Here is a 21545-nt window from a genome sequence, read left to right on the forward strand (position 1 = left end):
CGGATGCGATATTGTTGTCGCATCCGGAGCCATTGCCCGATGCGCAAGCTTATCGTGCCTACACATTCTCTCTGCACACGCAGGCTGGATAAGATGCGCCAGCATCACATTCGGCAAAAAAATGGGCAAGGTGTCACCACCCTGCCCATTTTGTTTAAAACCGAAAAGATTACTTCGCGTTGTAATTACGCAGCGCATTACGCCCCAGCACAATCCCCGCGCCAACCATACCGCCCAGCAGCACAGCCAGAATCAAGGTAATTGCCTTTTTCGGGCTATCGCGACGCACTGGCAGTGTGGGTTTCATAACATAGCGATAAGCATGAATATCAAGATCATCAGCCTTCAGACTTTCAATATCCAGCAGGTTTTGACGAGTCTGATAGTAACCAGGCGAGAAAACCAGCGGACGGGTCGCCTCGTGCTTAATCATCGACTCCAGCGCTTCGCTCCCCAACAGGAACATCGTATCTTGCGTCACGTCCTGCGTCTGTTGAATCTGCGGCTTTGCGACCTGCGCCTGATTCGCATACTGCAACGCTTCCTGAATCTGACGGATACGCAGATCTTTCTGCTCCTGTGCCACCACTTCCTGCGTCTTCAAAGAATCCTGCAAGTTTTTCACACGGAGTGCGATGTTGTCTTTCAGGTCTTTTTCCAGCTCTTCATTCACCTGTTCATCAACTTGCTGAATATATTGAGCTAGCTGTTTCTGCGCACCTTCAGGCGTTTGCCCGACATAAGAAACAACCAGGGGTAATGGCTGGTTTTTAACAGAAGGTTCGATAGTCAGTTTTTCGGGTTCTTCCTGATTATCCAGCGTTTCTGCTAATGCAGAAAATGTCGTACTGAAACGACCAACTAACGTCGCCTGGATATCAGACACTTTCGGCGCAGCCGTACCATAAATCACATTCATGGCATTGTTATAACCCGCGATTTGTCCCACATCAGGTTGAGTAACGATAGCAGTGGAAGTCCATTTTTCTTTGGCAACGGCCAGATACCCTATTGCCAGGGCAATCGCTACAATGACAGAGATGATGATAGTCATCTTGCCACGCCACAACTGCACCAGTAAATCAATCAAATCAATCTGTTCCGGGTCATGGTTTTGCCCAGGAATATTATTATTTTCAACTCTCATCATTACCCTAACTGACGGAAAATTTCAGGTTCGCATAGTGTAGCGATAATCTTCATGAATGCTATAGGATAAGTGATAAAAATAATGAATTATTACGTGGATAACAAAAGACAATCAGGGCGAAAATCGCCCTGATTACAGAAGGTTAGTCGCTGCCAAACAAATCGCGGGTGTAGACCTTGTCTGCCACATCCTTAAGCTCTTCTGCCATTCGGTTGGAAATAATAACGTCGGCTTGTTGTTTGAAGGTGGCGAGATCACGTTCCAGGCGAGAGTTGAAGAATGAGTCTTCTTTCATCACCGGCTCATAAATGATCACCTCCACACCTTTCGCCTTGATACGCTTCATAATCCCCTGAATGGAAGACGCGCGGAAGTTATCTGAACCGCTCTTCATAATCAGACGATATATTCCTACTACTTTAGGTTTACGCGACAAGATAGCATCAGCAATAAAATCTTTACGCGTGCGGTTAGCATCAACAATTGCCGAGATCAGGTTATTCGGCACAGACTGGTAGTTCGCCAGTAACTGTTTAGTATCTTTCGGCAGACAATAACCACCATAACCAAATGACGGATTGTTATAGTGATTACCTATGCGCGGGTCGAGACAAACGCCTTCGATAATCTGACGCGTATTCAGACCTAAACTTTCTGCATAGCTATCCAGCTCGTTAAAGTACGCCACACGCATTGCCAGGTAGGTATTAGCGAAAAGTTTAATCGCTTCTGCTTCAGTGGAGTCGGTAAACAGAGTCGGGATATTTTGCTTAATGGCCCCTTCCTGTAATAACGCAGCAAAACGTTCTGCACGTTCTGAACGCTCACCGATGACAATACGAGACGGATGGAGATTATCGTAAAGGGCTTTACCTTCCCGGAGGAATTCTGGGGAGAAAATGATGTTCTCAGTATTGAATTTTTTTTGCATCGTGACCGTAAAACCTACCGGAACCGTGGACTTGATAACCATTACTGCATAAGGGTTTATTTCTGTAACATCTTTAATGACAGATTCTACGCTAGATGTATTGAAATAATTGGTTTTAGGATCATAATCAGTCGGGGTTGCGATGATTACGTAATCAGCATTCCGGTAGGCTTCTTTTTTATCTAATGTGGCATTAAAACGTATTTTGTCTGATTGCAAAAATTGCTGAATTTCTTTATCAACAATAGGAGATATCTTATCATTCAGCATAGCAACGCGTGACGGTAAAATATCTAATGCCACAACCTCATGATTTTGTGCGATTAGAAGCCCGTTTGACAAGCCTACATAGCCAGTACCGGAAATGGTGATTTTCATTTCATGCTCTCAGAATTAACTTAACTGTGAATCATGATGTTTTTAGCATCCTGATAAGAGTTAAAAGTTTTAACGCTACGATGATGACTGGTCAACGCAACGAAAAACAATTCAGATTTTCTTTATAAGAATAGCTGATATTTATTAAGTTAATATTAAGCAGTGAAATTTAGTCTATAAGATAATTGGCAAAAAAAAGCCCGGTGCAATATACGCCGGGCCTCAATTTTATTGTTGGTTAAATCAGATTAATCCAGCCATTCAGTATGGAACACACCTTCTTTATCAATGCGCTTATAAGTATGCGCACCGAAATAGTCACGCTGTGCCTGGATCAGGTTCGCAGGCAGAACAGCGGCACGGTAGCTATCGTAATAGGCAACCGCAGCAGCGAAGGTCGGAACCGGGATACCGTTCTGTACTGCATAAGCAACGACATCACGCAGCGCCTGCTGGTAGTCATCGGCAATTTGCTTGAAGTACGGAGCCAGCAGCAGGTTAGCGATCTGCGGATTTTCGGCATAAGCATCGGTGATTTTCTGCAGGAACTGCGCACGGATGATGCAGCCAGCACGGAAAATCTTCGCGATTTCGCCGTAATTCAGATCCCAGTTGTACTCTTCAGACGCCGCACGCAGCTGAGAGAAACCCTGAGCGTAAGAAACGATTTTACCCAGATACAGCGCACGACGAACTTTCTCGATGAACTGACCTTTGTCGCCAGCTGGCTGCGCTTGCGGGCCAGAGAGAACTTTAGATGCGGCAACACGCTGCTCTTTCAGAGAAGAGATATAACGTGCAAACACAGACTCGGTAATCAGCGACAGCGGTTCGCCGAGATCCAGCGCGCTCTGGCTGGTCCATTTACCGGTACCTTTGTTAGCTGCTTCATCCAAAATCACATCAACCAGGTAGTTACCGTCTTCATCTTTTTTAGTGAAGATGTCTTTGGTGATGTCGATCAGGTAGCTGCTCAGTTCACCGTTATTCCACTCGGTAAAGGTCTGTGCCAGTTCTTCGTTAGAGAGATTCAGGCCGCCTTTAAGGAGAGAATAGGCTTCAGCAATCAGTTGCATATCACCGTATTCAATACCGTTGTGAACCATCTTCACATAGTGACCCGCGCCATCGGCACCAATATATGTAACGCACGGTTCGCCATCTTCAGCAACGGCGGCGATTTTGGTCAGGATCGGCGCAACCAGTTCATAGGCTTCTTTCTGCCCACCAGGCATGATGGAAGGCCCTTTCAGCGCCCCCTCTTCACCGCCGGAAACACCGGTACCGATGAAGTTAAAACCTTCGGCAGAAAGCTCACGGTTACGACGAATGGTGTCCTGGAAGAAGGTATTACCACCATCAATGATGATGTCACCTTTATCGAGGTATGGCTTGAGAGAATCAATAGCAGCATCCGTGCCTGCACCTGCTTTCACCATTAACAGGATGCGACGAGGCGTTTCCAGAGATTCAACAAACTCTTTCACCGTATAGTAAGGAACCAGTTTCTTGCCTGGATTTTCGGCAATCACTTCTTCCGTTTTCTCACGGGAACGGTTGAAAATAGAGACGGTATAACCACGGCTTTCGATGTTGAGCGCAAGGTTGCGTCCCATCACTGCCATACCGACTACGCCGATCTGTTGCTTTGACATTGTTTACTCCTGTCAGGGGTTACCGCGTGTGCGGCTGCTATTTCTGAAAATGTTAACCTAAATAGGTCAATCACTGATAACGAAAGTGTGATTCTTGAAGTGTAAGTTTATTTCAAATAAAAACGTCATAATACTAAAGCTAATACAGTTCCTCATATTGACTTGTAATCGTTTTCCATGTGTACCTGCTCATCGCTATTTGCTTCATTAACTGTGCATTTTTACATGTATTCAACGAATCATCATTTAGCAGTCGGATAAGTTGTTGGCTATTACAGAAATAAAATGCACCATTTTCTGTTGTAAATCGATTAAAGATACAATCATAAGCATAAACTGGTTTGGAAAAATGCATTGCCTCAACAAGTGAAGGGTTAGTTCCCCCAGCAGAGTGTCCATGTATATAACCACAGCATGTCTCCCGTAAAACATATAATTTCTCAAGCTCGTAAATTGGATGAATCAATTCTATATTTGAAAATCGCGAGTATTTTTCAAATAATTCTTTACCGTATATACTTGAGTGCCAATTACCTATCAACTTTAAGTTATGGTTTGTCTGAGAAAAAGCTTCCAGTATAATATGTATATTATTCTCAGGTTCAATTCTACAAATGGTCAAATAAAATGGAGCACTATATTTCGGCAGATTAACAGCAGAAGTTATTAACGAATGATCACCACCGTAAGCAATCACAGAGCTAGTATTTCCATATTCTTCCAACACGTAATCAGATATAGCTTGGTTATCGGTAATAACCACATCTGAATATTTCACAGCCAGAAATTCTGAGAACTTGAGAAAACATCTTGCTAATTTTCTCCATTTGTCCCGCTTCCATTCCAACCCATCAATATTTGTAATAATTTTTGCACGAGAGAAAAGTTTCACAATGGGTAAAACAACTGCCCCCGAAACACCAAGCACTAATATAACATCAGGTTTACTCGTAAGGGATCGGAAAACTGAAAAAATATCATAGAATATACTTTGAATGCCATTTGCCTTCAACGGAACATAACGCAATACAGCACCATTATACTTTTTAAGTTTTGAAGAATGTTGTCTTGATGAACAAAAAACCTCGTAATGAATGTCACTAGATGCGTTTTTGGTCAAATTTTCAACTAAAGTTTCAAACCCACCATATGCCGCAGGTAATCCAACAATTCCTATCACGGAAATTTTTTTCATTCTAACCAATCCGTTTATTTATTATAATCACATGTATTCAATTGATACGTTCTAAATTCAATCTGACTTTCCTTATAAACCATTGCATAGTGCCAATCTGGTATTCTTTTGGTAAAGCATAATTAATCCCCATGTCATAGTGATATATTTTAAATATTGCCTTTATCTTTTGTATAAAATAATTTAAATTTATATTTTTAAAACCAACTTGATTATTAAAATGCTGTCGGTATAGAATTGTTGGCTTATCAAGATATCTAACTTCTCCGTAAATAGAGACAATTACCGAATACCAATGATCATGTATAATATGACGATTTGGTGGGGGGAATTTTTTAAGTAACTCAACAGCAGGGCGATTCAAAATCATAGTGCATCCTGTAATCTGACTCTGACATAAATAGTTTCTGTAATCGTCAGAGACTGCCTTAAATTTAAGAGCACCACGCATAGATCTATGCAATTCATTTAATGCTTCATCAACAATTACAAGATCAGTGAAAACACAGCGAATATTGTTGCAAAAAAGATTAGCATTTGTAATTGCAGTGAAAGAATCATGAACTTTATTAGGTAGCCAAACATCATCTTGATCGCAAAACATGACATAATCTGCTGTAGACTGCTTCAGGAGCTCATGAAAACTCAGTGAGGAACCAAGGTTTTTATCTGAATCAATATAGACAATTTTACCATCTGTATTTTCCGCATAGTTCTTTATAAGATTACGTGAATCATCAGAAGAAAGATCATCTCTGATTATTACACGTATATTTTTATATGATTGATTTAGCAGTGAATCCAACTGTTGCCTTAGATATTTACTGCCATTAAATACAGGCAGTAAAATATCAATCAAAGGACACTTATCCATAAATTTTAATTCCCAGCGTGTCTAATTAATAACTCTTTTGAAAAAAGAGATTCTTCTCGCTTCAAGAACTTTGGTATCAATATATGCAACGTCGTTTGATGTAACAATGACATCCTTGTTCCTAATGATAAAATCCTGAAGTCCGTCAATCATTATCTGTGAGATCCCATCTTTTGTATTTAAATAATATGCAAAATTAGGATTATTTTTTTCATTGACGAAAGCAGTATCATGATAACCAAGAATTATCGGATATCCATATGCTAGATATTCTCGGACTTTCAATGGGCATGCCTCTTTCATGTTGATACGATGCAAGCCTAAACTTCCGATGCATATATCACATTTTTTTAATATTTTTTTATATTTATCAGCATCAAGATAACCATGATAATATACATTTTCATGATTGATACCATCAATCCCGACAATATGAAAATCTAATGCTTTCATTTTACTAGCAAGTTGTTCAATATAATCAACTCCATGCCAAGGCTGTCCCGGAGTTCCAATAAAAAACAAGCCAATCCGAGAATTATCTCGTGCGTTTTGTTTTATGCTATTATATGTACTTAAATCAATCCCGTTAGGTATAGCTATCGAAGGCTTATTATATTGTGCATTACTTTTGTCTCTATTTATTTCATTTGTTACCGAGACTATACCCACAACTTTCCGCAGTACCAAACTACGTAGCATGCGATATGCACAATATCTTAAAATTGATTTGATATTTTTTTCAAGTTTTATTAATTCAAAAAACTCAGACAAATCCAAAGTATTAAGTTCAACTATTGAAGGATAACTTGATAATAGTTTAGAAAGACTCCTACTCCACGTATCATAACGAAAATAGATCATATTTGGACAAAAACTATCAATATCCATCAATAATTTTTTATCCAGAAAGATTCTACTTTTTATGACACCTCCCATAACGTATTGTTTTGCTGGTAAAATTGAATCACCTATTCGAGGAAGATACGCATAAACTTGAACTTCATGTCCAAGATTTTTCCAATGATCAATTTGCCCTAGGATTTTTTTCGTTACTCCGTCGTTACGAGTAATATCGTGTCTAATTAAGTATGCAATTTTCATATTTGTATAATTCAAACGATAAAATATCGAGTACAGATTAGCATAGAAGCTTCTAAATATTCAGCAGCTCATTAACTATTTTCTTACTAGCTTTGCCATTACCATACAAATCACCCCCAAGGTAATCAGTATTAATATTTACACAGTTTGTATATGCATTAAGAATTGACTGCTTATTAGCTCCAACAAGAATATTAAAACCATTTTCAACAAGTTCTACCCATTCAGTTTCATCACGTAACGTGAGACAGGGTTTAGAAAAGAAAAAAGCTTCCTTCTGAAGTCCACCGCTATCAGTCATTACAATAGCACAATTGCTTATCAACCAGACCATATTGAGATATCCTACAGGCTCAATAATAGTCAGTTTGGAAATATCAATGTTTTGGCTTAAGATGACTTTCTTCGTTCGCGGATGTAAAGGTAACACAACTTGCCTAGTCATTGCGATCTCTGTTAATGCATCAATAATTGATACTAAACGCTCTGACACATCAGTATTTTCCGCTCGATGGATTGTGCACAGGATAAAATCATCAGCTAAGTCTAAATTGCTTGGTTTCTGTGCAAATTTTTTGTAAAACAAGGCGCCATCTTGCATGACATCACCACTTAAAATCGCATTAACGCCGTTACCCCAACTTCTGATACCTTCTTTTTCGAGATTATCCATAGCAGCTCTTGTTGGACAAAAGAGTAACGAACTAACGCGATCTGTTAGTATTCGATTAATTTCCTCAGGCATGCTCATATTAAAACTACGTAAACCAGCCTCAACATGAGCAACATTAATATGGAGTTTTGATGCAGCAATGGCTCCAGCTAAAGTTGAATTAGTATCTCCATAAACCATAACTACATCAGGCTTTTCTTTAATTAAGATCCCTTCAATTGCTTCAATCATTTGCCCTGTCATAGCACCATGATTATTCCCCCCAATACCTAGATAATAATCTGGTTTTGGAATTTTCATTTCTTTAAAGAAAACATCACTCATATTCATATCATAATGTTGTCCAGTATGGATAATCACTTCATCAATATTTTTACCTGAGTCCTTTTGACGCTGAATTTCACGACTAACAGAACCTGCTTTGATAAATTGAGGTCTTGCGCCTAAAATAGTAACAATTCTCATTTTCATCTCCAATATTTAATTTATTAACTTATTAATAATATCATTTGCCAAGTGACGATTATATATCTATCAGAACTTATCGTTTTGATAACTGTCCTGCCAAAACAGAAATAAAGTAAATTAAGCCGAGAGCTAATATTAATGAAATCATCACAGAATTATAAATATACATATTAAGCTGAGATGAAAAGTTAGTCCCAAAGCTACAATATGTTAAAAGTCCAATCAATAATGGTGTCTTCCGTTTGCTAAGAACAAAATAATAAATAAATCCAGTTATCATCCCGACGTATAACGGAGATATTGCAACACCCAACCACCCAAAGTTTGCCCATGCTTCACCAATAAACAAGGTACTTAAAAGATTCATCTTCCCTTCTGCAACTGCAGTTGGGAATGCATATTCCATTGCCAGGCGTGTCGAAGGCTGTACAAATTCTGCCCCCATAAGACTTGACAAGATACTTGATAATGAATCAACACCAATAAAGGGATAAGTTTGCGGAAATAGTTGTAACATTAAATACAGTCCAGAAACCTGATCAATAAACATTCGATTTAGCAAATATACAATAACATCAGCAGTTGACTGGTCTGTAACTATGAAAAACATAAATATGAGAAGAATAAATAATATAGCTGCAGCGATAAAAAACTTCATAACAGGGATTCGACCATTTAAATAGATTCGCATAAAAATGAAGAATGCCAGATAAACTACAAGTGTTGATTTTGAAAGAGAAAATGTTACAGTGTAGAGCGACATAATAAATAATATGACAAATAGGAGTTTGTCATATCTTTTTTTTGTTTGTCTATAAAAAGCGTATACAACCAAAGATAACAAAGGCGTTAATTGCTCAAAGAAAATTGTTTTAATAAATAACAAGCCATTAAAATGTCGCGAGTTTTCAACCCGTATTCTTAAAATATCATCATGCGTCATATGATAAATGAAAGATAGCTGAGGTATATTTCCAACTGACCATGTGACATATAATAATGATAAGGCACAACCTCCCGTTAATAATGTTAACATAACTCGTGCATGTGCATCATTCGTTGATGCCAGTCCGACAAGTGGTTTATTCTGATAACGGGTTAAGAAGCCAATATCACCAACTTTAAAAAAAAATGATTTTATAAACAACAATCCCAAGGGGAATGCTATCATCATATACAATATTAAATAAAGTCCCATAATTCTATATTCAGCAGTGACTTTATCTAATACCGAATTTGTAACATTGGTGTAATAAATCAATATACCACCAGGCAATGCATTAAACATTATATTATAATAAAAAATTGCTGATATTATATTTAATTGGCCAATAGACATGCTGCCAGCAGCTATTTTAAAAAGAAACCAAGATATAATCACAACAAAAACTATGAGAATAAGCATATAAAAATATTCGCTGAGTCAATTGCTTAACAGTTACTTGAAAAAACCTGCCAACCTCATTGATATAACGAGATGCAGGCAATAATAAATAACATAACTTGCTGAGATAGTTTTCATTGCTTCTGTAGCATCCTTACAAAGGAACAATGAAGCAATTACTCCACCACAGAGCATAATCATGCAAATTAAATTCCATTTTTGTTTTCCCGCAATATAAATAATAAAACTCAGCGGGCTCACTACGAATCTCATAACTATTGCTGGCATCATTATTTGTGCAAAGAGGCCAGCCTCGTACCATGATTTTCCAAAAAATAGAGAGAAAAGTTCAGGCAGTATGATAAATGCAACAACGGAAGGTATAATAGATATAAAAAAAAGACTCACAAAGGTCTTTTTATATATATGTTTAGCATGTCCATAAATTTTAAACTCTTCACTTGCCTTCTGTTTAAAAACATCAAGAAAAGCACCAGAGACCAGAGTAACCGGTGCTTGTAATATCCGCTGAGTTAGAAAATAATAGCCAGCAGCTGTAGGGGAAAACAATATAGCAAATAATATATTTGGAAGTTGTGAAGACAATACATTCAATAAACTGGTAGGTCCATCAATCAAAGGAAAACTTATATATTTTCTCCCTTCAAATAAAACTCGACGTAGATGTAGTTTATCAAATAAAGTTTTCCACTCCATCCAGCCACATATAAACAACCATAAGAATGATGTACACTGACCTATGATTAGACCAATAATGAGTCCACCAATGCCCAGATGAAATATTCCTGCAATTAATTGTATACAGCATGTTACAAAACTTTGTAACACACGACTGAGAGATAACGTCTTAAACCTTATATGCCTATTATGCCAATAATTTACAACTTGATAGTTACCATAAAAAAATGAATATAAGGGAACTAACAAGAGCCACGGCGCAATAGCATAATGATCCAATAAATATGCAATATTGTTCCTGAAACCATAAAAAAAACCAATAGCAATAAAACAGACCAATGTTGTTAGCACTACAGATAGAATTGCAACTGAGAGCGCCTTACGTTGTGTTTTTGGAAGCATTATTGCCAATTCGTACCGACCTGTAGCTATCGTGCCTAGAATAGTTCCCAACGTTATAAACATAGCGAATACCCCAAATTCCTCTGGGGTATATGCTCGAGTTAAAATAGGGCTGATCAGTATTGGAAGTAGTTGTGCAATGGTAGTTCCAAAAATTAATGTTACTACATTCCGAAAAAATTCTGATTTAACTCTAATATAATTTAAGCTCATAGTGCTTTGATTATTTTCTCAAATGAATCCTTCGCCATATAAGGATGCATTGGAAGACTTAAAACTGATTTACTGAGTTTTTCAGCAACTGGGAAACATCCTTCATGATAACCAAGTTTTTCAAAAGCTGTTTGTAAATGAAGACAGGTTGTATAATACACCATCGTCGGCACCCCCTGCTCTTTACATTTGTTCATGACCATATCACGATCGTCAGCAATGATTGTATATTGTGCCCAAGAGCTAAAATATCCTTCAGGAACAACTGGAGTTTTGTATATTCCTCGCAAAGCTTCAGTATATTGGGTAGCAAGATTATTACGAGCCTCAAGTTCTTGCGGGAATACTTTCAGTTTTTCAAGAAGTACCGCAGCCTGAATCGTATCCAGACGGCTGTTCATACCGATGTTAACATTGTCGTACTTATCTTTCCCTTTTCCATGTATACGCAGTGACCTGATTATTGAAGCATATTCGTCATTGTCGGTAAAGATCGCCCCACCGTCCCCATAACACCCCAGTGGTTTAGCAGGGAAAAAACTGGTCGTACTAATGTCACCGAAACTACCCGCTTTTTTCCCATTAAAATGACCACCAAAACCTTGAGCAGCATCTTCGATAATTTTTAGATCGTATTGGTCAGCAATTTTTTTGATAGCATCATACTCAGCAGGCAGTCCAAATAGATCCACAGCAATAATTGCTTTAGGTTTTAACTTACCTTCAGCAATGACCTTTTCAATTTGTTTTTCAAGGTCTGCAGCAGAAATATTGAAAGTGTCTTCTTCTGAATCAACGAAAATAGGTGTTGCATTTTCAAAAGCTATAGTTTCCGCTGTTGCAAAGAATGTAAAGGTTGGGCAGAAAACAGCATCGCCCTCCTTAATACCTAAGGTCATTAACGCCAGCGTCAAGGCATCTGTACCATTTGCGCAAGTAATCGCATGTTTAACTCCAACATATCGGGCAAGCTCAATCTCAAGTTCCTGAACTTCACTACCCATAATGTAGCTACCGGTTTGCAACACTTTAGAAATGGCAGTATCGATTTGTGTTTTTAGATATCTGTACTGCGCACTTAAATCTATAAATTCCATAATCACTCCACAAATTCAATATGATCGTGAATTAGTCGGTAACTTTCACCTGTCTCAGAGCATTTAGCTGTAGCGTTTCCAGAAAGCGGTAAATCTAGTTTCGCACCATGGCGACTTATCCAACCAATTTGACGGGCAGGAACTCCAACCATCATCGCATAGGGCTTAACATCCTTATTTACTACACTACCAGCACCAATAAAGGCATATTCACCGATCTCGTTACCACATACTATAGTTGCATTCGCCCCAATCGTTGCGCCTTTTCTCACCAACGTTTTCCTGTATTCATGTTTTCGTAATACATGGGATCGAGGATTATAGACATTCGTAAAAACCATACTTGGTCCACAGAAAACGTCATCCTCAAGGTGCACTGCATCATAAATTGAGACATTATTTTGAACCTTCACATTGTTGCCAATTTTCACGTCATTTCCGACAAAAACATTTTGTCCAAAGGAACAATTTTTACCAATTTGTGCTCCACCACAGATATGGACCCAGTGCCATACCTTGGTGCCGTCACCAATGACGGCTCCTTGATCAACAATTGCAGTTTCGTGAACAGTATAAGTCATACGTATCCTGACATTTTGTGATTGCTTTAAAGATCTAATGGTAAACCAACTTTTTTACCATCACGTGCTGAACGATAAATTGCAGACAGAACTTCGAGAGATTTTAATCCTTGGCGTCCATCTGTCTCAGGAACAGCATTCCCACGTAACACATTAATAACATTATCATAATATAGGGGATGACCGAATCCATAGACGCTTGTTGTTTGATAACTTACTTCTTTGATTCTAGTGTCCATTTCATGTGGTTCAGAAAACTCCCAGTGTTGAATTTCATTCACCGCAACACCACCGATACGAACGCTGCCTTTTTCTCCTAAGATAGTAATTGATCCTTCTAGATTCTGCGGGTAGGTAAGCATCGTGACATTCATGCTCCCCATAGCACCACAGCGCCATTTTAGGGCAACAGCTCCTGTATCCTCAGCCTCAATTTTCCGTTCAAGTGTCCCCGTAAAGGCAAACAAGCTATCGATTGGACCTATTAACCATTCCAGGAGGTCAACGTAGTGACTAGCTTGATTCATAAAAGCGCCCCCATCATATTCCCAAGTCCCACGCCAAGGGGAAGCATTATAATAATCCTGCGGGCGCGTCCAAAATACATTTACATTGACCATATAAATACGTCCAAAGCGGCCACTTTCAATTGCATCTTTTAACAGACGAAGAGTAGCATTACGTCTATTCTGTTTGACAACAAATAAACGTTTATTCGCTTCATCTGCGGCCTTAACCATGGCAACCCCATCTTCCATACGTGTCGCCATTGGTTTTTCGGAAACAACATGAAAGCCGTTGGCAAAACTTTTAATTGCTTGGACAGGATGTAGTCCAGAGGGAGTAGTCAGAATAACAACATCCGCATCTGATTTTTCCAGCATTGAGTTAATATCTTTATGGCCATTTGCGCCAGTTGATTTAACTGCTCTTTCAAGTGCGTTAGAGTCAATATCACAAACATCGACTAATTCAGCGCGTTCAGCATGCTTTTCTAATGATGCAAAATGATTTTTAGAAATTCTGCCACAACCTACCAACGCAAATTTTATCTTACGATCAACAATTGGTTCATAATTATTCATATTAAGCCCTTACAACATTTTTTTCGTTATCTCTAAACTTCCCGCGCGTATCCACTATAAACTTCGAATGCTCTTTAATAAGTTCATAGTCAAATTTGTCATGGTCTGTTGCTATAACAACGCAATCATAGGATGAGAGTTTTTCTTTGGTAAGAGTAACGCTAGCGAGCTCAAAATGATGCTCACGCATTTTCGGAAATGTTGCGACATGGGGATCACTGTAAGACACTTCAGCGCCCAACGAGCGTAATTTCTCCATAATAAACACAGATGGACTTTCACGCATGTCATCTACATTTTTCTTATATGCGATACCTAATACGAGAATGTTGCTGCCATTAACAGATTTTTTATCTAAGTTAAGCGCATGAACCACTTTGTCGACAACCCAATCAGGCATAGAGGAATTTACTTCCCCTGCTAACTCGATAAATCGTGTATTTACGCCATATTCACGTGCTTTCCAAGTCAAATAGAACGGATCAATCGGGATGCAGTGTCCCCCAAGACCTGGACCCGGGTAATAAGGAACAAAACCAAATGGCTTAGTCGCTGCTGCGCGGATAACTTCAAAGATATCGATATTCATTTTATCCGCAACAATTTTCATTTCGTTGACTAAACCGATATTCACTGCACGGTGAATATTCTCCAAAAGTTTCGTCATTTCTGCTGCCCGGGTGCTTGATACAGGAACAACCTGATCAATTACTGCACCATAAAGAGCCAAACCGATCTCTAGGCAATCTTCAGTGACGCCTCCACATACTTTAGGAATGGTACGAGTAGTGAAGTTAGGGTTGCCAGGATCTTCACGTTCCGGCGAATAACACAGGAATATATCCTCACCTACTTTCAATCCACGAGATTCTATGCGTGGCAGCAGCTCTTCGTCTGTAGTGCCTGGATAGGTTGTCGATTCAAGAGAAACGAAATGGCCTTTGCGCAGATGGGGTACGAGAGCATCCGTTGTATTAAGAACAAATGACAAATCCGGTTCACGGTATTTATTGAGTGGTGTAGGCACACATAGAATTAAAGTATCGGCTTCTCCAGCACGAGAAAAATCAGTAGTTGCTTCAAACCCTCGCTTATTTGCGTCCTGGATACTAGAAGCAGAAATGTGTTCAATATAACTTCTCCCAGCAGTAAGCTCATCAACCTTTTTTTGATCAATGTCATAGCCAATAACTTTATAACCAACCTCAGAGAATCGTAACATTAATGGTAGGCCAACATAGCCCAAACCAACAATACCAATTACAGCGTCTTTATCGTTTATTTTATTAATTAGCAAGTTTTTCATTGAAACCTCGGAGATCTAATCCCGGTAAAATTTTGTTTAATACATTATTGCTTTGTTAAAAAGTGAGCTTGTTTCTGATCTTTTTCTGACAGAATAGGTTCAACTTCTAATGGCCATTGAATTTTTAACATTGGATCATTCCATATTATGCCTCTATCACTTTCTGAGTAATAGTAGTTTGTTGTTTTATAAACAAACTCCGCCGTCTCACTCAGCACCAAAAACCCATGCGCAAACCCTTCAGGTATCCACAACTGACGCTTATTCTCAGCAGATAAATTCACCCCAACCCATTTGCCAAAAGTAGGTGAAGATTTACGAATATCAACAGCCACATCAAAAACTTCACCAACAACGCAGCGCACCAATTTTCCTTGTGCATAAGGTTCTAATTGATAATGTAGCCCGCGTAAAACACCTTTACTAGACTTCGAATGGTTATCCTGAACAAATTCAACCTTACGCCCTACAGCTTCTTCAAATACTTTCTGGTTAAAGCTCTCAAAAAAGAAGCCGCGCTCATCGCCAAAAACTTTTGGTTCAAAAATCAGCACATCAGGAATTTCTGTTTTAATTACGTTCATTTTATTAATAACCTTTAATCATTTTCAGCAGATACTGACCATAAGCATTTTTTTTCAGCGGTTCAGCTAACACTTTCACCTGTTCTGCATCAATAAATCCTTTACGATAAGCAATCTCTTCCGGGCAAGATACTTTTAATCCCTGACGCTCTTCAATTGTAGCAATGAAGTTACTTGCTTCAATCAGGCTTTGATGTGTCCCCGTGTCCAGCCAGGCATAACCACGTCCCATCATGGCAACAGATAAACGCCCCTGTTCCATATAGATACGGTTAATATCTGTAATTTCCAGCTCGCCACGTGCAGAAGGCTTAAGATTTTTCGCCATTTCTACAATGTCATTATCATAGAAATATAGCCCAGTTACAGCGAAGTTACTTTTTGGCTCTAACGGTTTTTCTTCAAGGCTAATGGCTGTACCGTTTTTATCAAACTCCACGACACCATAGCGTTCTGGATCATTTACGTGATAGGCAAATACCGTTGCACCGCTTTCTTTATTAACAGCAGTTTCCATTAACTTCGGCAAATCATGTCCATAGAAGATATTATCGCCAAGTACGAGTGCACAATCATCACCACCAATAAAATCTTCACCAATGATAAACGCTTGCGCCAGGCCATCCGGGCTCGGTTGTACTTTATACTGTAGATTAAGCCCCCACTGGCTCCCGTCCCCCAACAATTGTTGGAAACGCGGTGTATCCTGTGGCGTACTGATAATCAGAATATCGCGAATACCCGCTAACATCAGTGTAGAGAGCGGGTAATAGATCATCGGCTTATCATAAATAGGCAGGAGTTGTTTACTCACTGCCATAGTCACAGGATAAAGACGAGTACCTGATCCGCCAGCTAAAATAATACCTTTACGCGTTTTCATTTCACCATTCCTTTTAATTTATCACGCCCAATATCATTGGCGAGATACAATAAATTTTTAAATTGCTGTAGTTGTAAATAATTCATTGAGCATACGTTTCACGCCTACCTGCCATTCAGGCAAGACAAGAGCAAAGTTCTGCTGAAATTTTTCTGTATTAAGACGAGAATTATGAGGGCGGCGGGCTGGAGTAGGATAAGCCGATGTCGGCACGGCGTTAAGTTTGTTAAGAGCAAGGTTAATCCCCGCTTTGCGCGCCTCTTCAAATACCAGAGCGGCATAATCGTGCCAGGTTGTTGTACCGCCAGCAACCAGATGGTACAAACCAGCAACTTCTGGTTTGTTTACTGCCACGCGAATGGCATGAGCGGTGCAATCGGCCAGCAATTCAGCTCCCGTTGGTGCACCAAATTGATCGTTTATCACAGCCAACTCTTCGCGTTCTTTTGCCAGACGCAACATCGTTTTAGCGAAGTTATTTCCCTTACCTGCATAGACCCAACTGGTACGGAAAATAAGGTGCTTCGCGCAATGTTCTTGTAATGCTTTTTCTCCGGCTAATTTTGTTTCACCGTAAACATTTAGCGGTGCTGTTGCATCCGTTTCCAGCCATGGCGCGTCACCGCTGCCAGGGAAAACGTAATCAGTGGAGTAGTGTATAACCCAGGCTCCAACTTCATTAGCTGCCTTTGCTATCGCTTCGACGCTTGTCGCGTTAAGTAATTGTGCGAAATCCGGTTCTGATTCCGCTTTGTCTACTGCAGTGTGAGCAGCAGCATTAACAATAACATCAGGGCGAATTTTTTTGACAGTCTCAGCCACACCTTCGGGGTTGCTGAAATTGCCACAATAATCAGTGGAGTGAACATCAAGAGCAATCAGATTACCCAGGGGAGCCAGAGAACGCTGCAGTTCCCACCCCACCTGCCCTGTTTTGCCGAAAAGAAGGATATTCATTACTGACGCCCCTCATAGTTCTGTTCAATCCATGACTGATAAGCACCGCTTTTCACATTCTCAACCCAATTTGTATTAGCCAGATACCATTCCACCGTTTTACGAATCCCACTCTCAAACGTTTCTTGCGGTTTCCAGCCCAATTCGCGGCTAATTTTATCGGCATCAATGGCATAACGGCGATCATGTCCCGGGCGGTCAGCGACATAAGTAATTTGCTCACGATAAGATTTTTCTTTCGGTACAATTTCATCCAACAAATCACAAATCGTGAGCACTACATCGATATTTTTCTTTTCGTTGTGTCCACCAATGTTATAAGTTTCACCCGCTTTACCTTCGGTTACGACGGTATATAACGCACGAGCATGATCCTCTACATACAACCAGTCGCGAATTTGATCCCCTTTACCATAAATAGGTAATGCCTTACCTTCCAGCGCATTAAGAATGACCAACGGAATCAATTTTTCTGGAAAGTGATAAGGACCGTAGTTATTCGAGCAGTTAGTCACAATGGTCGGCAAACCATAGGTGCGTTTCCACGCACGGACTAAATGATCGCTGGATGCTTTGGATGCGGAATAAGGACTGCTTGGCGCGTAAGCTGTCGTCTCAGTAAATAAGGGTAATTCTTCTGTATTATTTACTTCATCAGGATGAGGTAAATCACCATAGACTTCATCAGTAGAAATATGATGGAAGCGGAAATTGTTTTTCTTTTCATCATCCAATGCAGACCAGTAATTACGAGCTGCTTCTAAAAGGACGTAAGTCCCCACAATATTGGTTTCAATAAAGGCTGCCGGGCCAGTTATTGAACGGTCAACGTGGCTCTCTGCCGCCAGGTGCATCACCGCGTCTGGCTGATGCTGTGAAAAAATACGAGCCATTGCTACGGCATCGCAGATGTCTGCATGCTCAAATGAATAACGTTCAGAATCAGAAACTTCAGCGAGTGATTCCAGGTTTCCGGCGTAAGTTAATTTATCGACATTAACAACACTGTCCTGCGTATTATTTATAATGTGACGAACTACAGCAGAACCAATAAATCCTGCGCCACCAGTAACGAGTATCTTCACTTTTTTATTCCATATTACTTCAGAGCATACTGTGAAATAAGCGGCTCTCAGTTTGATTAATAGAGGTATTAATGCACGCTACCGCCCCTGGCTTTACAGCTACCAGAGCACTGCATACATGCCTACGATGTGACGAGCGTTACCCACTCGCGCTAAACCCGAAAAATTCAAACGCTAATTGTCTTACCAATCAGCCCAGGAAACAAGGAAAATCCTGGAAAAGTTTGACTAAAATCCTATTGCTAACTCATTGTTATTCTGAAAGTTTATAAAGCAATAACGGCAGGAAGATTCGCAACAAATTACTTTCGCCACGAATCTTCACTGCCGTTATGATTTTCTTATTAACCGTTACATCCGGTCAGATTTTCATTATTCGCTTAACAGCTTCTCAATACCTTTGCGGAACTTCGCCCCTTCTTTCAGGTTACGCAGCCCATACTTCACAAACGCCTGCATATAGCCCATTTTTTTACCGCAGTCGTAGCTGTCACCGGTCATTAACATGGCATCAACGGCTTGTTTTTTAGCCAGTTCAGCAATGGCATCTGTCAACTGTATACGTCCCCATGCACCTGGCTGAGTGCGTTCCAGTTCAGGCCAAATATCGGCAGAAAGGACATAACGACCAACAGCCATTATGTCTGAGTCCAGCGTCTGCGGCTGATCCGGTTTTTCAATAAATTCAACAATACGGCTAACTTTGCCTTCACGGTCCAGCGGCTCTTTGGTCTGGATGACGGAGTATTCAGAGAGGTCGCCCGGCATACGTTTTGCCAGTACCTGGCTGCGGCCCGTTTCGTTAAAGCGCGCAATCATGGCAGCAAGGTTGTAACGCAGCGGATCGGCGCTGGCGTCGTCAATAACAACGTCTGGCAACACCACGACAAACGGATTGTCGCCAATGGCTGGTCGCGCGCACAAAATGGAGTGGCCTAAACCTAAAGGTTCACCCTGACGCACGTTCATAATGGTCACGCCCGGCGGGCAGATAGACTGTACTTCCGCCAGTAGTTGACGCTTCACGCGCAGCTCAAGGAGAGATTCTAATTCATATGAGGTGTCGAAGTGGTTTTCGACCGCGTTCTTGGACGCATGAGTTACCAGGAGGATTTCTTTGATCCCTGCAGCCACAATCTCGTCAACAATGTACTGAATCATTGGCTTGTCGACGATCGGTAGCATCTCTTTAGGAATCGCCTTAGTGGCAGGCAACATATGCATCCCAAGACCCGCTACAGGAATAACTGCTTTTAAATTCGTCATTATTTCATCCACCTGTAAAATGGTTGCTGAATTATAGCTTGTTCGATTTTTTTCGCCAGCATCAATTACCCTGAACTGATGACTGATTTACTTCCGATGTTACGCCGCTTCGCTCAGGATTGCAGTAGCGTTATTCTTAAGTATGGCTCCATTTTTCCAGGAATGGTCGCAATTCTACTCCCCCCGTTCCGGTAATCGAAAGTTAATCTTTTCCACATTAACAATGTGGTAATTAATCCTGTCGATATCGACCGAACTTTGTCCTTTTTCATTCACCGAATGAACATTTGCCAGTGACAGTAAGGTCTCGTTCTTTGCCATAAATGTGCCACGAACGTCTTTACGCAAGTCGAAGTTCATGGTCAATGCTGGCCCCACAGAGGATTCCTGCATCACTTTGATATTTCGCATAAAAAGATGTTGCGGTTTGTTGTGCAGTTCCAGCGACGCACGCTTCATTTCAATGTTGGTCAGCGCCACAAAGGAAGTTGCATTGCCTGCCGAAATTTGTATTCCGCGCAATTTCCAGGCAAGTTGAGTATTATCAAGATGAATATTATTCAGTCTGAAATTTTGCGGTATGGAGAGATATCTTCCTTTAATGACGCCATAGCCGATTAACATCCCTGCGCTATTAATCATCTCAATATTATCAACCACGAAATCATCACATCCGTAAATAGCGATCGTGGCATTATCAATACCCGCTTTCTTACTGAAATCCGGCGTAATATTACGCGCTTTGATATTACGGATAATGAAATGCTTGCCATTTTCAACATGAATTAGTTGCCGACAATCAGAGCCAGTGATATTCGCTACGACAAAGTTTTTCACTGCCTGGTCTTCCGGATAGTTGTTATCGTAAGTACTTCCCGCAAGGCCTATGCCAATACCCCAGTTGATTTTGCCATTAGTACAGTTGATGCGTTCTATTACGTGGTCGGAAATTAAAATATCGTGGTCGTTAATCGCCACATTCCATTCGATGGCGTCGCCCTGTAAATCGCTGAACTTACAATGGGTGATGTTGGCACCGATAATCTGGTTATGAAATCCCTGGCGTAAGATGGCGTAGTTGGCGTGGCTGACCGTGAGGTTGTCAATGACCAGATTGCGCATGACCCGTTTGTTTTTACCGCCGATATAGATTTGCGTTACCGGGCCAAAGCCGCTCATCGCCAGCCCTTTGATGGTGCAATCAGAACCGCGCACATCCAGGGTGATGTTATGCATACTGCCGCCCTTCTCCCCTGTCACCTGGCTGCCGTCCTGTAAGACAAATCGCCCTCTGCCGTTGCCGCGCAGGCTTCCAAGGATGCGTAACGTTTTACCGGGAGGGATGAAGATGCCGGTGTTGATGTTGTCGCAAACAAATCCGCCAGGCACGACGACCGTTTGCCCTTCGCTGAAAGCCTGTTTAAACGAGGCTATCCAGTCTTTGGAATTGTAGTCATTGATGTTAACGCTTTGTCGGGCGGGAATTGCACGGGCAAAAGGAGTATGGAGGAAAGCAAGCGCGGAGCCTGCCGTCAGGAAGGTGCGTCGGGAGAGTTTTTTAAATGGCATGCGTTCTCC

At 40.5% G+C, this 21545-nt stretch carries 19 protein-coding genes; all 19 read right to left on the minus strand.

What is annotated here, in order from left to right; genetic code table 11:
• Positions 1 to 169: 169 nt before the first annotated feature.
• On the minus strand, positions 170 to 1147 hold the full coding sequence (gene wzzB, locus C7B16_RS04935; RefSeq protein ID WP_061090531.1) for an LPS O-antigen chain length determinant protein WzzB: 978 nt from the start codon (positions 1145 to 1147) through the stop codon (positions 170 to 172).
• A gap of 145 nt (positions 1148 to 1292) precedes the next feature.
• Complete coding sequence (gene ugd / locus C7B16_RS04940) at positions 1293 to 2459, minus strand: UDP-glucose 6-dehydrogenase (protein WP_000704841.1); 1167 nt, start codon at positions 2457 to 2459, stop codon at positions 1293 to 1295.
• 248 nt (positions 2460 to 2707) lie between these two features.
• Positions 2708 to 4114: an NADP-dependent phosphogluconate dehydrogenase gene (gndA, locus tag C7B16_RS04945; RefSeq protein WP_072795348.1), complete on the minus strand. Its 1407-nt coding sequence runs from the start codon at positions 4112 to 4114 to the stop codon at positions 2708 to 2710.
• Positions 4115 to 4253: 139 nt separating this feature from the next.
• A complete protein-coding gene (locus C7B16_RS04950; protein ID WP_072795346.1) occupies positions 4254 to 5309 on the minus strand; it encodes a DUF1972 domain-containing protein in 1056 nt (351 codons plus the stop codon).
• 37 nt (positions 5310 to 5346) lie between these two features.
• Complete coding sequence (locus C7B16_RS04955; RefSeq protein WP_165394697.1) at positions 5347 to 6168, minus strand: glycosyltransferase family 2 protein; 822 nt, start codon at positions 6166 to 6168, stop codon at positions 5347 to 5349.
• Positions 6169 to 6204: 36 nt separating this feature from the next.
• The gene (locus tag C7B16_RS04960) at positions 6205 to 7284 is read right to left on the minus strand and encodes a glycosyltransferase family 4 protein (RefSeq protein WP_143192587.1); all 1080 of its coding nucleotides are present in this window, start codon (positions 7282 to 7284) and stop codon (positions 6205 to 6207) included.
• Positions 7285 to 7336: 52 nt separating this feature from the next.
• A complete protein-coding gene (wecB, locus tag C7B16_RS04965) occupies positions 7337 to 8422 on the minus strand; it encodes a non-hydrolyzing UDP-N-acetylglucosamine 2-epimerase (protein ID WP_107179424.1) in 1086 nt (361 codons plus the stop codon).
• A 76-nt stretch (positions 8423 to 8498) separates the two neighbouring features.
• Positions 8499 to 9713, minus strand: coding sequence for an O180 family O-antigen polymerase (gene wzy / locus C7B16_RS04970; RefSeq protein ID WP_160524827.1), 1215 nt, complete (start codon positions 9711 to 9713; stop codon positions 8499 to 8501).
• A gap of 150 nt (positions 9714 to 9863) precedes the next feature.
• Positions 9864 to 11123 carry an O180 family O-antigen flippase gene (wzx, locus tag C7B16_RS04975; RefSeq protein WP_072795336.1) on the minus strand — a complete coding sequence of 420 codons (1260 nt, stop codon included), beginning with the start codon at positions 11121 to 11123 and terminating at the stop codon, positions 9864 to 9866.
• Positions 11120 to 12220 carry a DegT/DnrJ/EryC1/StrS family aminotransferase gene (locus tag C7B16_RS04980; RefSeq protein ID WP_072795334.1) on the minus strand — a complete coding sequence of 367 codons (1101 nt, stop codon included), beginning with the start codon at positions 12218 to 12220 and terminating at the stop codon, positions 11120 to 11122. The genes wzx and C7B16_RS04980 overlap by 4 nt, the downstream gene beginning before the upstream one ends.
• Before the next feature lie 2 nt (positions 12221 to 12222).
• Positions 12223 to 12801, minus strand: coding sequence for an acyltransferase (locus C7B16_RS04985; RefSeq protein WP_072795332.1), 579 nt, complete (start codon positions 12799 to 12801; stop codon positions 12223 to 12225).
• Positions 12802 to 12827: 26 nt separating this feature from the next.
• Positions 12828 to 13886 (minus strand): Gfo/Idh/MocA family protein, encoded by a 1059-nt coding sequence (locus C7B16_RS04990; protein WP_072795330.1) that lies wholly within the window; start codon positions 13884 to 13886, stop codon positions 12828 to 12830.
• Position 13887: 1 nt separating this feature from the next.
• Positions 13888 to 15192, minus strand: coding sequence for a nucleotide sugar dehydrogenase (locus tag C7B16_RS04995; RefSeq protein ID WP_072795328.1), 1305 nt, complete (start codon positions 15190 to 15192; stop codon positions 13888 to 13890).
• 44 nt (positions 15193 to 15236) lie between these two features.
• A complete protein-coding gene (rfbC, locus tag C7B16_RS05000) occupies positions 15237 to 15776 on the minus strand; it encodes a dTDP-4-dehydrorhamnose 3,5-epimerase (RefSeq protein WP_107179425.1) in 540 nt (179 codons plus the stop codon).
• A 4-nt stretch (positions 15777 to 15780) separates the two neighbouring features.
• Positions 15781 to 16659 carry a glucose-1-phosphate thymidylyltransferase RfbA gene (gene rfbA / locus C7B16_RS05005; RefSeq protein ID WP_072795324.1) on the minus strand — a complete coding sequence of 293 codons (879 nt, stop codon included), beginning with the start codon at positions 16657 to 16659 and terminating at the stop codon, positions 15781 to 15783.
• Positions 16660 to 16716: 57 nt separating this feature from the next.
• Complete coding sequence (rfbD, locus tag C7B16_RS05010) at positions 16717 to 17616, minus strand: dTDP-4-dehydrorhamnose reductase (protein WP_072795322.1); 900 nt, start codon at positions 17614 to 17616, stop codon at positions 16717 to 16719.
• A complete protein-coding gene (rfbB, locus tag C7B16_RS05015) occupies positions 17616 to 18701 on the minus strand; it encodes a dTDP-glucose 4,6-dehydratase (RefSeq protein ID WP_000699457.1) in 1086 nt (361 codons plus the stop codon). The genes rfbD and rfbB overlap by 1 nt, the downstream gene beginning before the upstream one ends.
• 372 nt (positions 18702 to 19073) lie before the next feature.
• Positions 19074 to 19967: a UTP--glucose-1-phosphate uridylyltransferase GalF gene (galF, locus tag C7B16_RS05025; RefSeq protein ID WP_016248888.1), complete on the minus strand. Its 894-nt coding sequence runs from the start codon at positions 19965 to 19967 to the stop codon at positions 19074 to 19076.
• A gap of 174 nt (positions 19968 to 20141) precedes the next feature.
• Entirely contained in the window at positions 20142 to 21536 is a 1395-nt protein-coding gene (gene wcaM / locus C7B16_RS05030; protein WP_072795318.1) for a colanic acid biosynthesis protein WcaM, read from the minus strand.
• Between the last annotated feature and the right edge of the window lie 9 nt (positions 21537 to 21545).

This window comes from Escherichia sp. 20412-1 (assembly GCF_003027595.1).
Taxonomy (GTDB): domain Bacteria; phylum Pseudomonadota; class Gammaproteobacteria; order Enterobacterales; family Enterobacteriaceae; genus Escherichia; species Escherichia marmotae.